Here is a 12,833-nt window from a genome sequence, read left to right on the forward strand (position 1 = left end):
CGTTTAACCGCCCCTAATACCCCTTGTTCTGCGGGAAGTTGGCGGGGTCATTATGGATATTGATTTCACTCTGCGGAATGGGGAACAACAGGCGGTCGGCGTTTAACACCGGCGTAACCAGATTGTACTCCTGCTTCAGGTGGGCCTGCAATACCGCCACGCCGTTGCTGCTGCGGGCCAGATCAAACCAGCGGTCGTTCTCAAATGCCAGCTCCACCCTCCTTTCACGGAAAACAGCATTGCGGAAACTGGCCTGGTCCGGCAGATCGGCAGGTGTCTTTTCTGCCAGGCCTGCCCTTTTGCGGACAGCGTTCAGGAAACCGAAGGCTGTTCCCGGACCGGTAGCGCCACTGTATGCCTGCTCATTGAGTGCTTCCGCCTGCAATAAGAGTATATCTGCGTAGCGAAGCACAGGGAAATTGCTGCCGCCATCGTTGGTGGCGCCGGGCACATCGAAGTATTTTTTTACATAGTTGCCCTTGACCACATTGGTTGCGCTGTTATTATAGATGGTATCCAGCGATACGCCCAGGCGTTTGTCTCCCGGTTCATAATTGGCCACCAGGTCGTGGGTAGGCCGGTTGTTGTTGGAGCCCCCGTATTGCACACCATTATAATAGAAAGACACCGGCACCATATCGGCGAAATAATTGTTGCCTTCAGAAGGATTGAGGCCTTTTTTGAAACGCACGGCAAACAGTATCTCGGGGTTCACCACGTTGGCCGGCTTGTAGAGGTCAGCGTAGTCATTGAGCAGACTGTAGCCGGTGCCCGTGTTTTTCAGCGCTGTCAACGCATCGGCCCATTTTTTCTCTGTCACCAGCACTTTGCCCAGCAGGCCGAAGGCACTGCCAGCAGTGGCCCGCCCATAGTCGTTGGCGTTAGCATAAACAGCCGGCAGTAAAGACGCAGCGGTTTGCAGATCACTCTCTATCTGCGCATATATTTCTGTAACGGCATTTCTTTTATGGCCCAGCGCCTGTGAGGTAGTCTCCATTTTGGTGACCAGCGGCACCGCTCCGTATAGCCGTACCAGATTGAAGTAAGACAATGCCCGCAGGAACAACGCTTCCCCTTTGTATTGTTTTTTGGATGCGTCAGGGATCGCGGAGGCATCAATCTGGTCCAACACGGCATTGGCCCGCGTGATGATCACATAAGCGCCGGCATACCCGTCGCTGACAAAAGGATTGGTGGTCACTTCGGTAAAAAAGTCGATCTGCGAAGCTACACCAGCCAACGCGCCACGGTCCCATATATCGGTATTGTCGCTGCGTACTTCCATCAGGTAATAATAGGTTTTGCCGTAGGTCTGCGCGCTTTGCAGGCCGTCGTAAACAGCATTCACCCCCTGCTCAAAATCAGATGCCGTCTTAAAAAAGGTGGAAGTTGTTTGGTTGGACTGCGGCGTAAGGTTGATAAAATCCTTGCTGCAGGCGCTGAAGGTAAGTATGCCTAAAAGCGGTAGTATATATTGACGTTTCATAGAGCCCTGGTTTTAGAATGAAAGATTTATACCGGCGATAAAGGTTTTCGGCAGCGGATAAGTACCGTAGTCCTCTCCCTGTGACAGCGGACTGTCGGGCCGGGCGTTCACTTCGGGGTTGTAACCGGTGTAATGTGTCCAGGTATAGATATTCTGGCCGGACACATACACGCGCAGGGCGTTGACATGGTTGCCCAGCAGTTTTTTATTGAAGGTGTAGCCGAGGGTCACATTACGCAAACGCACAAACGAACCGTCTTCCACATGGAATGAGCTGATCTGGGCGCTGTTGGCGTTGGTGACGCGGTTGGCGCGCATCACGTTGCCATCGCCGGGGTCTTGCGGGGATTTCCAGTAAGACAGGGCATCGGCCATCTGGTTGGCGTTACCTTCCATATTAAAGATAAAGCGGCGTTGCAGGTTCAGGATCTCATTACCATGCACCCCCTGCAGGGATATGGCCAGATCGAAGCCTTTGTACCGGAATTCATTGGTCATCCCCCAGATAAAATCCGGGAAATAGCTGCCAATGGTGGTACGGTCGTTGGCATCGATTTTTTTGTCACCGTTCACGTCCACAAAACGACGGTCCCCTGGTTTGGCGGTGGCGTAATGAGGATAACTGTTGATCTCGTCCTGGTTGGCAAACACTCCTCCGTTCACATAGCCGTAGTAGCTGCCGATAGGCTGGCCTACTGCAGTAATGAACAACTGTGAGATAGTGCCGTTACCGCCGTCTGACAGGATCGGGGCGTTACCCGGACCGAGCTGCAGCACTTTATTCTTGTTGGCCGACAGGTTGAAATTGGTGTTCCAGCTGAATGCCCCGGTAAGGTTGCGGGTGGTCAGACCGAATTCCACGCCGCTGTTCTGCACCTTGCCCACATTTTTGAGCGCTGTGGCAAAACCGGAACTAAAGGGCACCGGCACGTTCAGCAGCAGGTCGGACGTGGTGGTTTTATAATAGTCTGCGCTGAGATAAATACGGTTCTGGAAAAGGCCGAGGTCCAGGCCGGCATTGAACTGCACCGTCTTCTCCCAGGTCAGGTCCGGATTGGCTGGCTGGGCAAGCCCTGCGCCGTTGACCACATTGCCGTTGCCGCTGCCAAGGATGTAGTTATTGGAAGCCAGCAGGTCGTAGGAAGCGTAGTTGGCGATCTGGAAGTTACCGGAGGTGCCGTAACTCACGCGGGCTTTCAGCTCGGAAATTACAGGCACTTTAAAGAATGTTTCATTGCTGATCAGCCATCCGCCGGAGACAGACGGGAAATAGCCCCATTTGTTGTTGGCCCCGAAACGGGACGAGCCATCGCTGCGCAGACTGGCGCTTACGAAATATTTATCATCATAGTTGTAGTTGATACGTCCCAGGTACGAGAGCAGCGACCATTGGGAGGTATTAGACGTGCCGCTGGTAATGGTGGCCGCATTAATCGTATGTACGGCATCGTTAGGGAAGCCGGTGCCCACCGTTTCGTTGGCTTTGGTGGTATTTTTCTGCGAAGTGTATCCTGCCAGCACATCGAAGCGGTGTTTTGACGCCTCAAAATGATAGTTGAGCGTGTTTTCCCATAACCAGTTCACCGACTGCGCCGTCTGGGCAGACCCTTTGGGCACGGTGGGCGCTGCCTGCTGAATAGGTTTATAGCTGCCCAGCGTGGAAGGACGGTAATAGTTGCGGTTGAAATAATTGATGTCCGTTCCGAAGAAGGTTTTAAAGGTCAGCCCTTTAATAATCTTGTATTCGCCATAGATATGTCCGAGGTTGCGTACGTGGTCCAGTTTGTCTTCGATCTGGGTGGCGAGCGCCACCGGATTTTCACCGCCGGAATAGCCATAGGCCCACACGTTTTGTTTGTTGGTGGCCAGGGAACCGTCAGGGTTGTACACCGGGAAGATGGGCGATGCTTTAAGGGCATTGCTCAGGATACCGTCAAACGTCCAGGGGCCTTCACTGTTGATCAGGTCATAATGATCAAAGGTGGGGTTCAGGGAGAGACCTACTTTCAGCCGGGAGGTGAGGTTGGCCGTAAAATTGGCCCTTACTCCATATCTCTTATACCCCGAACCGATCACGATACCTTTTTGATCGAGATAATTACCGGAGATATAATACTGGAATTTATCATTACCGCCGGAAGCGGAGAGCGTGTGATTTTGTACCGGCGCGGTGCGGAATACCGCGTCCTGCCAGTCGGTGTTCACCAGCCCCTTTTCCCCGTTGAGGTACGGCAGTGTTTCCGGGGCTATCTGGAAGTTGGAGTTGCCGCGGGTGGCATTGTCATCGTTGATGCTGCCACTGGGTTTAGCGTCGAGGTAAGCGTTGTTCTTGGCGTCAAAAGAGAGTTTTGCCCATTGATAGGCGTCCAGCATTTTGATTTTTTTGCTTACCTGTTGGAAGCCGCCGTAGGCGTTATAACTAAAGGAAGGCGGACCTTCTTTTTTCCCTTTTTTGGTGGAGATGAGCACCACGCCGTTAGAGGCCCGGGAGCCATAGATAGAGGCCGCGGAAGCATCTTTGAGTATTTCGATGGATTCGATATCGTCGCTGTTGAGGGTGCTGAGCGGGTCCGGTGATTTCTGGAAGGAGGCCTGGCCGGTGATGCCTACTACGTCGGTAGTGCCTTGCAGGTTCTTCAGGTCGTTGGATAACGGGAACCCATCTACGACGTAGAGGGGATCTGTGCCGGCCGAAATGGAATTGAGGCCCCTGATGCGGACGCTGAGGCTGCCGCCGGGCGCGCCGGTGTTCTGTATCACCTGCACCCCCGCCACCTTTCCTGCGATAGCCTGGGCAAAGCTGGATACCGGCTGGTCTTTCAGCTCTGCGGCGCGGATGGAGGACACGGCGCCGGTCACTTCACGGCGGCGTTGCACGCCGTAACCCACTACGACTACCTGGTTGAGCGATGAGGCGGATTCTTTGAGCACGGCGTTGAGCTGCAACGGCGTTCCTGCCTTGAGGGTATAGCCGGAGAGCTCCTGCGGCTCCAGGCCGATGAAAGTAATACGGAACGTGTAAGGCCCTCCGGAGGGAAGGTTTGGAAACTGAAACACGCCGGCCGCATTAGTCTGCGTAGAGGAAGTGGTGCCGGTGCCCGTATTGGTGACGGTAACGGAAGCTCCCGGCAGGACCTCGTTGCGGTCGTTACGTACGGTACCGCTTACGCCTGCACGCTGTTGCGCCAGCAAAAACATCGGGGAACCAAGGGCCAGTATCAACAGAAGGATAGCCCATGTCCGCTTACGTGCATTAATGTAAAATAAGTCCATAGGTAACTTTTGGTTTAAACAAATGTGTGTTTTTTACCAGGTGGCCTGGTAAATGGTCGGGTAGTAAAAGCCTGACAATCCTGATTATTTGATTACTCAATTATGGTATCATTTGGTTATCTGTTTTACTATTCGGGGAAGCCTGCATGGGAATATTTCACACATCCCATAACGCAATAATCAAATAATAAAATAACCAAATTTTTCGATTCCGGTTGCCGCGCTGCTGCCCTTTTGTCAGCAGCATATTGGTTGTTCTGTAAGCGCGATAAAAGTACTCACAAGTTTTTAGTCTACCAAATTTATAGACTTTTAACTTTTCTAGTGCGCCGCCACAGCGATGTTTTTTAAATTCTTCAGACAGTTATTTCAATTTAAATTAAATTATTATATTCGTGAAAATATATATACACGATGACCGCAATCAGTCATGATAAATTACTGGAGTTGGGTTTCATTTTTCAGCCGGCGAAAAGGTCGTATAAAATCGAAATCGGAGGGTCAGCATTTGGGGTGGTGGAGAGTGGTCCGCGGTGGTTGTTTTCACCCTTACCAATGGAACATGTTTCACTCGTTACGGTTAATTCTCTGGAAGAGCTGGGCGATCTCGTTTTTGCGGAAACAGGGATAAGACCAGGTGCCTGAAAAACAACATAACAGGAAATTGCGGGAACTACTTAAAGTTTTACTTTACTTTAAACAATTCAACTAAATACATTGATAATCTAATAGTTACAATACAGACATTTTATCAACCAGATATAAAAAAATGCAGGTCTAAAAAACCTGCATTTTTATTAAGTAATACATAAAAACCAGCCTATTTCAGCCATTTTTTAAGGTCATCAAGGAAAGAAACCTGCTGGTCGGCGAATACATTATGCCCCGCTCCTGTCAGATAATCAACCCGGTCACTGCCCAAAATCGCCGTCACCGCCGCTACTTGTTTTTCAGAAAACAACCCGTCGTCCTTTCCATAAACTGCATATATTTTTACCTTCCCGGTCACCAGTTTTTTAAGCTCCGGCAGCATATTCAAGGTGGTGTAATGTTCATGCTCCCAATAGCCGGTTGGCGCCAGCCGGGTCATCTGGCTTGCATATCTTTTCACCACGGAATCCTTCCTGGTTTCCTGATAGATAGCCTTCGCCTCATCTGAAAAATGTGCCGGCCCGTACAAGCCGTTCATCATCGCGTGCCCCAGCGTATAGGAGTTATATGCCAATCCGGCAGTATCCATTTGCTCAATCATCTCTATATACCGAAGGCTCATACTGTCTTTTTTCTCCTGGTAAAGACCCTTCACTTTTGCCAGAATAGTACGGTAAGTTTCCTGTGCATTGAGCAACGCATCTGCCAGCACAATGGCATCTACCGCCCCCGGATTTTTGCCGGCGTATTTAACGGCCAGCACCCCTCCGAAACTATGTCCCAGTAAAACGGCCTTTTTCAGTTTGTAGGTTTTATAGAGCCCATCAATATCAGCCAGCGCCTCCCCGAAAGTAAATTTAGCCGTGGTGTCCGGCGAACGGCCTTCACCCCTGCGGTCGTAAACAATCACAAAAAAACCTTTTTCGGCCAGCCGCGCAGCGGTGCTTACTTCAAAAAAAGCGGCGTTATACCCCGGGCCTCCATGCAGGAAAATGACCGGTTTGTCTGTAGGGCTGCCGTAAGTCTTTACATATAAGGTCTGGGAATGCGCCCGGCACAATACCAGGCATAACAGGGCCGTGAGGATTTGTTTCATGAAACGGAAAAGGGATTTTTTTACCGGGCGAAAGTAGTAAAAAAGCACCTTACATTTGCGCTTCAGACATTTATTATGAAAGCTACAATTTGTGTAACCTCCCTGCTGCTGGCAATATTATGCCTGTCTTTCACGACAGGGGCCAGAAAAAAGTATTGCAACAGCCGCTTCCAGTTCTGTATGGAATACCCGGACGATTTTAAAGCCGACGGAGAATCCGGTAACGGCGACGGTCAAACGTTTTCCGCCCCGAAAGGCACGGCCAAAATATACGCCTTTGGCCAGCTGGTCATGGACCCGGCGGATATTGACGATAACGTTCAGCCCGGGACCGACCCTTTGAAGTATAACTTCCAGTCGGCCACCAAAGGACTTAAAGTGGCCTATAAGGTCATCAAACCCGGCTACTACATCTATTCCGGCACCAACAGCAAAGGCGAGATTGTGTACTGTAAAACAATCAAACGCAAAATCGACTATATGGGCGGTGATTCCGATGTCTTCCAGACCATCATGATCATCTACCCGGCAGCCGAACAGGATAAGTACAAAGATTATTGCACCTACATCGCGGGAAGCCTCAAATAAAAAGAGGCTCCCCTTTCTCCCCCGCCTATTGATCCTACGCGAATTATTACTACCTTCCCGTCTGAACAAAAACAACCAAAGTCAGTAACTGTTACCACGTGAACATGAAACAGGACCTACCAGCCATCCTGTCAACAAACAGCTGAATAATTTTCCGGATGAACAATGAACCAGTAACATTCCGCGACCAGCCCGCTGCGGGCCAACCGCAGACGGATACCGCCAATGCCCGGCTATGGGAGGAAGTGCGCCAGAACAACCAGGAGGCACTGGTAGCCCTGTACGAAAAAATGTACCTGTCGCTGGTCAATTATGGCATCCGCAGCTGTGGCGACGCAGAACTCACCAAAGACGCCATCAACGATGTTTTCCTCGAGATATGGGACAAACGCCACCAGCTGAACACCGTCCGGAATGTGAAGTCCTACCTTTTTACTTACCTCCGCCGCAAAATATTTGCCGGCATACGGCAATCACAACAGACCGGCGCCGCAGCCGATGCATTCGCTACGGCCGCCCCCTACGAACTGTCGTATGAAGCCTGCATTGTGGCCGTACAAACCACAGAGGAGCTGCGGGAGAAGGTACGCCGGGCCATTGCACAGCTCACGCCCCGCCAGAAGGAACTGGTGGAGCTTCGTTATTTCGATGGCCTGCCTATGGAAGAAGTGGCCCGACGCACCGGTATCACGACCAAAACGGCCTACAACACCCTCGGTTCCGCGCTCAAAATACTGTCCGCCGCCTTCTCCCTGCTGATGCTGTTGCATGTCAAATCGCTCCGTGCCCTGCCTGCACAGGAAGCCAGCCTGTCTATGCACAAAAACGGCCCGGGCATCGGGCCATTGTCTGTCGACCTTTATTTTAATGTGATCAACACACTGAAATAAAGACCTTTATCTCCCTTTATCTTATATAGAAAAAAATATTTTGGGATTCTTTGGGAATAACCGGGGATTCCCCACACTATATCATAGCAACACGTCATGGAAAACGCTTTTACCACTACTGAAGATTTTTTACAGGACGATTCCTTCCTCCGCTACTGTATGGGCGTGAGCGAGGAAGATACCCGCCGGTGGGAAGACTGGATACGGGAGAACCCCGACCGCCAGGCCCCCTTTGAGCAGGCCAGAAAGATATTTGATGCCATCAACGGGCAACAGGGACAGCTGCATGCTGCAGTCGGCCAATTCAGGTTGTTGCTCCGGGAGCATGTTGCCAATACAACTGCACAGGCGCCTGCTGCCTTAACCCCTCCTGCCCGGGGCCAACAACGCCGGCTCTACTGGTGGGCCGCCGCCGCAGTGCTGCTACTGGTGGCCGCCGCCGGATGGTACCAATACAGCCGTTACCGTGAGCAACATCTCGCCACGGCCCGCCCAATTCATGATGTACAGCCCGGCACCACCAAAGCCATGCTCACACTGGCCGACGGCACAGCCGTCCCCCTCGATTCCACCGGCGCCAGCCAGTTTGAAGAAAAAGACGGCACCCGTATTAACAAAGGCCAGGGCTCCCTGGTATACGGCCACTCCGGCAGCACCACAGAAAAAATACTGTTCAACACCCTCGCCACGCCTCGCGGCGGTGAATACCAGATCACCCTCCCCGACGGCAGCAGGGTTTGGCTCAACGCCGCATCATCCCTGCGCTTCCCTACCCGGTTCACCGGCAACGACCGGACCGTATACCTTAACGGGGAAGCCTACTTCGAAATCAGCCCCAATGCACAACAACCATTCCACGTACAGCTCAGCGACAACCAGCAAATCACTGTATTAGGCACCAGTTTCAACGTTATGAATTATGCCGATGAAAACAACATCACCACCACACTCGTCACCGGGAAAGTCATGGTGTCCCGGCCCGACGGACAACAGGCCGTTCTGGCCCCCTCCCAGCAGGCGGTCATCACCAAAGGACAAAACCGTATCACGGTATCCGACGCAGACGTCGATAAAACCATCGCCTGGAAGACAGGGATGTTTGAGTTTGAAGACGACGACCTTCCTTCCATTATGCGAACGATCGCCCGGTGGTACGATGTAGAAGTGGTCTATAACGGCAATATACCGGACCAGCACTATTCCGGCTCCATCCGTAAAACGTCTACCCTGTCGCAGGCCTTACGCATCCTGCAAACAGCCGGTATTCAATATTCCATCACCAACAAAACCATCACTATTAAGTCATTTTGATATTTGGTCATTTAATCATTGAAATCAGCCAGATGACGTTAGAATCTACAGCAAGGAAAAACAAAAAATAATTAAATATCTAAAGAACCAAATACCTAAATGAAAAACCGGACATGTCGCCACATGCCCGGTAGAAAGTTCTGGTAAACAAAAAACAATTGTCGTAAAGCCTTATTGCTCACCAAAAACCTAACAAAGTTATGCCATTTAGAAATGCCGTCAAACACCGGTGGTCCCCGGTGTGCGCGCAAATGCTGAAAGTTATGAAGCTAACTGCTTTTCTGCTGCTGGTACTTGCCCTGCAGGTGAGTGCCACCGGTTACTCGCAAAAGCTGACCCTGGACATGCACCGTGTACCACTCACTAAAGTGCTCCGGGAAATCAGAAAACAAACCGGCTATACCTTTTTCTACAACACCGAAATGCTGAAAACGGCCGACAAAGTATCCGTTTCCGCCAGCCAGGCTAGCCTGGAAGATGTCATGGCACAGTGCCTTGCAGGTAATAAACTGAACTACAGCGTGGTGGACAATACCATCATCCTGTCGGTGAAAACCAATGGCGCCGATGTAAAACCCGTCGCCAATATTTCGGTATACGGCCGCATCACTGACGCCCTCACCGGCGAACCGCTGACAGGTGCTTCTGTTAAGCTGAAAGGCAGCACCAAAGGCACCAGCACCGACGCCAAAGGCAACTTTGCCCTCGAACTGCCTGATGGCGGCGGCATCCTCGTCATCTCCTTCATCGGATATGAAACCATCGAAAAACATGTCACCAAAGCCGGCCCCCTCGATATCACCCTGCAACAGAAAGCAGTGCAGACCGAAGAACTGGTGGTGGTAGGCTATGGCACCCAGAAAAGGAAAGATGTGACCGGCTCCGTTTCTTCCGTTCGCGTGAACACCATCAGTGCCAATGTCTCTAAAAATATCAGCAGCGCCATCCAGGGCCGCGTTCCCGGCGTATCTGTAGAATCCGCCAGCGGCGCGCCCGGCTCCGGCCTCAACATCACTATCCGCGGTCTCAGCACCCTGGGCAACAACGCGCCACTGTTTATCGTGGACGGCGTGTTTGTCAACAGCATTGACGGCGTAAGCCCTAACGACGTGGAGTCCATCGAAGTGCTGAAAGACGCGGCCACTGCCAGCATCTACGGCTCCCGCGCGGCCAACGGCGTAGTGATCGTGACCACCAAAGGCGGCCTGAAAGAAACAGCGCCCAAACTGGAAATCGACAGCTGGTTCGGCGTGCAGTCCGTTCCCAAAAGAATGAGCCTCCTCAATGGCGAACAATGGACGAAACTGATGCAGGCCAACATGACCGGCATCCCCGACTACAACGGCGTTAACTCCAACTGGCAGAACGCCATTTTCCGCCAGGCCACCATCGCCCGGACCAACGTTAACTTCAGCGGCGGCTCCAAAAACTTTACCTACAACCTCTCCGGCGGATACCTCAAAGAAAACGGCACCATGATCAATACCGACTACTCCGCTGCCAACTTCCGCGTGAAAACACAATACGAAAAAGGCAGAATTAAAGTAGGCGAGACCGTTATTATCAAAAGAGGCGTCAGCAACCTCGCTCCCGGCGGCGGCGACCAGACACACAGCCTCGTAGGCAGCGCCCTCGTCATGCCGGCAACCGTACCGGTATACGATCCTACACAAGACCTCGGCGGCTACGGCAGAAGACCGATATACATGAAAAATCTGTCCAACCCCGTTGCCCTGCTGGAAAAAATCAATAAAAGCGCGAAAGACCTGAACCTGCTGGCCAACGCCTTCGTGGAAGTGAAACTGATAGAAGGGCTGCGCTACCGCTTCAACGTGGGCCTGACCGAAACTCAGGGTTACACCCGCACCTATACCGGCATCTATAATGACGGCAACGCCGCCAACACCCTGCCCGACCTCCAGGAAGGCAGTTCCGTCGCCAACTCCTGGCTGGTGGAAAATACCCTGAACTACACCAAAAAACTGGGTAAACATAATATCGACGCGGTAGCCGGTTATACCGCCCAGAAAAACACCTACTCCGGCTTCAGCGCTTCCCGCAACGACCTGCCGGACGGCACTTCCGTACTGGGCGCCGGTACCGCCAGCTCCCAGAAAAATGACGGCAGCGCCAGCACCAGCGCTATCCTGTCCACCTTCGGGCGGGTGATGTATTCCTACGATTCCAAATATCTGTTCACCGCATCTATCCGCAGGGACGGTTCTTCCCGGTTTGCGACCGACTACCAGTTCGGCTCCTTCCCTTCTTTCTCCGCCGGCTGGAACATCCACAATGAAAATTTCTTCTCCGGCCTGCGCAATGTGGTCAGCAACCTGAAACTGCGCGGCAGCTGGGGCGTACTGGGCAACCAGGAAATCGGCAACTATCTCACACAGTCTGCCATCACCAGCGGGATCAACTACGTACAGGGCAATACGTTATGGCCCGGCGGCACCGCCAGCGCCTACGCTTCTCCCCTAGACCTTTCCTGGGAAGAAACCAAAATCGTCAACGGCGGCATCGATGCAGGCTTCCTCGATAATAAACTGTTCTTCATCTTTGAAGTCTTTCATAAAAAAACCAATGGCGTACTGCTGGGCGTACCCTTCCCCCTGTCTGTGGGTAAAACGGGCACGCCTACACTCAATGCCGGCGTGATCGAAAACAAAGGGTACGAAGCTTCCGTGGAATATGCCAGCCAAACCCGCAACGGCCTTAAATACCGCGTAATGTTCAACGTTTCCCATACCGCCAACGAAATGACCGCTATCACTGTGGGCTCCGGCAGACAGGAATTTGGCGATATCTCCAGAGCTAAAGTGGGCGCGCCTATTGGCTCCTTCTTCCTCATCAAAACCGATGGCATCTTTAATTCCCAGGAAGAAGTCAATGCCTACAAAGGCAAAGACGGCAATCCTATTCAGCCCGACGCCAAACCCGGCGATATCCGCTTCGTAGACTACAACGGTGACGGTAAAATCGATAACCAGGACGTACAGAACGTCGGCAGCCCCTTCCCGAAAATCACCATGGGCCTGGCCGCTAACCTGTCGTATAAAAACTTCGACCTGAACCTCTTCTTTGAAGGCGTGTCTGGCAACAAAATCTATAACGGCAGAAGACAGTGGATGGAAAAGATGACGGAAGTAACCAACCTGTCCACCGCCGTACTGGATGCCTGGACACCGGAACATCACTCTAACTTCCCCCGTTTCACCCTCTCTGATCCTAACAACAATAAAAGAGAAAACAGCGACAGATGGCTGGAAGACGGTTCCTATATCCGTTTCAAACGACTGGAATTAGGTTATAGCATGCCCACCGCTATCACCGGCAGATGGGGTATCGACAAGGTGAGATTTTTTGGCTCCGCTGAAAACCTCTTCACCGCTACCAAATACAAAGGCTACAACCCCGATCTGGGCGGTGGCGCGCTTTCCCGCGGCATGGACAACTCCTGGGACGCCTATCCGCTGTCACGCACCTTCCTGCTGGGCCTGAACCTTTCCTTCTAACCATCCAAAAAAAGTTGTACGCA

8 protein-coding genes are annotated in these 12,833 nt (G+C 52.0%); 5 read left to right on the plus strand and 3 right to left on the minus strand.

What is annotated here, in order from left to right; translation table 11 throughout:
- Window positions 1-13: 13 nt before the first annotated feature.
- Complete coding sequence (locus tag ACTJJS_RS31800; RefSeq protein ID WP_440667903.1) at window positions 14-1,486, minus strand: RagB/SusD family nutrient uptake outer membrane protein; 1,473 nt, start codon at window positions 1,484-1,486, stop codon at window positions 14-16.
- Between the two features lie 12 nt (window positions 1,487-1,498).
- Window positions 1,499-4,759: a SusC/RagA family TonB-linked outer membrane protein gene (locus ACTJJS_RS31805; RefSeq protein ID WP_440667905.1), complete on the minus strand. Its 3,261-nt coding sequence runs from the start codon at window positions 4,757-4,759 to the stop codon at window positions 1,499-1,501.
- 414 nt (window positions 4,760-5,173) lie between these two features.
- Here ACTJJS_RS31805 and ACTJJS_RS31810 point away from each other — a divergent pair, with 414 nt between their 5' ends.
- The gene (locus ACTJJS_RS31810) at window positions 5,174-5,404 is read left to right on the plus strand and encodes a hypothetical protein (RefSeq protein ID WP_168873437.1); all 231 of its coding nucleotides are present in this window, start codon (window positions 5,174-5,176) and stop codon (window positions 5,402-5,404) included.
- Window positions 5,405-5,579: 175 nt separating this feature from the next.
- On the opposite strand, the gene ACTJJS_RS31815 is transcribed toward ACTJJS_RS31810, so the two are convergent.
- On the minus strand, window positions 5,580-6,506 hold the full coding sequence (locus ACTJJS_RS31815; protein WP_440667907.1) for an alpha/beta hydrolase: 927 nt from the start codon (window positions 6,504-6,506) through the stop codon (window positions 5,580-5,582).
- 75 nt (window positions 6,507-6,581) lie between these two features.
- On the opposite strand from ACTJJS_RS31815, the gene ACTJJS_RS31820 reads away from it, so the two are divergent.
- The 4 genes from ACTJJS_RS31820 to ACTJJS_RS31835 all read left to right on the plus strand — a co-directional run bounded on the left by ACTJJS_RS31820 (window position 6,582) and on the right by ACTJJS_RS31835 (window position 12,810).
- Complete coding sequence (locus tag ACTJJS_RS31820; RefSeq protein WP_440667909.1) at window positions 6,582-7,094, plus strand: hypothetical protein; 513 nt, start codon at window positions 6,582-6,584, stop codon at window positions 7,092-7,094.
- 158 nt (window positions 7,095-7,252) lie between these two features.
- Window positions 7,253-7,984, plus strand: coding sequence for an RNA polymerase sigma factor (locus tag ACTJJS_RS31825; RefSeq protein WP_440667911.1), 732 nt, complete (start codon window positions 7,253-7,255; stop codon window positions 7,982-7,984).
- 96 nt (window positions 7,985-8,080) lie between these two features.
- Window positions 8,081-9,295, plus strand: a complete 1,215-nt coding sequence (locus ACTJJS_RS31830) for a FecR family protein (protein WP_440667913.1) — start codon at window positions 8,081-8,083, stop codon at window positions 9,293-9,295.
- Window positions 9,296-9,558: 263 nt separating this feature from the next.
- Window positions 9,559-12,810 carry a TonB-dependent receptor gene (locus tag ACTJJS_RS31835; RefSeq protein ID WP_440667915.1) on the plus strand — a complete coding sequence of 1,084 codons (3,252 nt, stop codon included), beginning with the start codon at window positions 9,559-9,561 and terminating at the stop codon, window positions 12,808-12,810.
- Window positions 12,811-12,833: the final 23 nt, after the last annotated feature.

Origin of the sequence: Chitinophaga sp. 22308, assembly GCF_052045305.1 — a bacterium.
Lineage (GTDB): Bacteria > Bacteroidota > Bacteroidia > Chitinophagales > Chitinophagaceae > Chitinophaga > Chitinophaga varians_A.

Bases quoted from the DNA above. Each gene is read 5' to 3' on its own strand.
- ACTJJS_RS31800 (WP_440667903.1), bottom strand. From the start codon at position 1,486: ATGAAACGTCAATATATACTACCGCTTTTAGGCATACTTACCTTCAGC.
- ACTJJS_RS31805 (WP_440667905.1), bottom strand. From the start codon at position 4,759: ATGGACTTATTTTACATTAATGCACGTAAGCGGACATGGGCTATCCTT.
- ACTJJS_RS31810 (WP_168873437.1), top strand. From the start codon at position 5,174: ATGACCGCAATCAGTCATGATAAATTACTGGAGTTGGGTTTCATTTTT.
- ACTJJS_RS31815 (WP_440667907.1), bottom strand. From the start codon at position 6,506: ATGAAACAAATCCTCACGGCCCTGTTATGCCTGGTATTGTGCCGGGCG.
- ACTJJS_RS31820 (WP_440667909.1), top strand. From the start codon at position 6,582: ATGAAAGCTACAATTTGTGTAACCTCCCTGCTGCTGGCAATATTATGC.
- ACTJJS_RS31825 (WP_440667911.1), top strand. From the start codon at position 7,253: ATGAACAATGAACCAGTAACATTCCGCGACCAGCCCGCTGCGGGCCAA.
- ACTJJS_RS31830 (WP_440667913.1), top strand. From the start codon at position 8,081: ATGGAAAACGCTTTTACCACTACTGAAGATTTTTTACAGGACGATTCC.
- ACTJJS_RS31835 (WP_440667915.1), top strand. From the start codon at position 9,559: ATGAAGCTAACTGCTTTTCTGCTGCTGGTACTTGCCCTGCAGGTGAGT.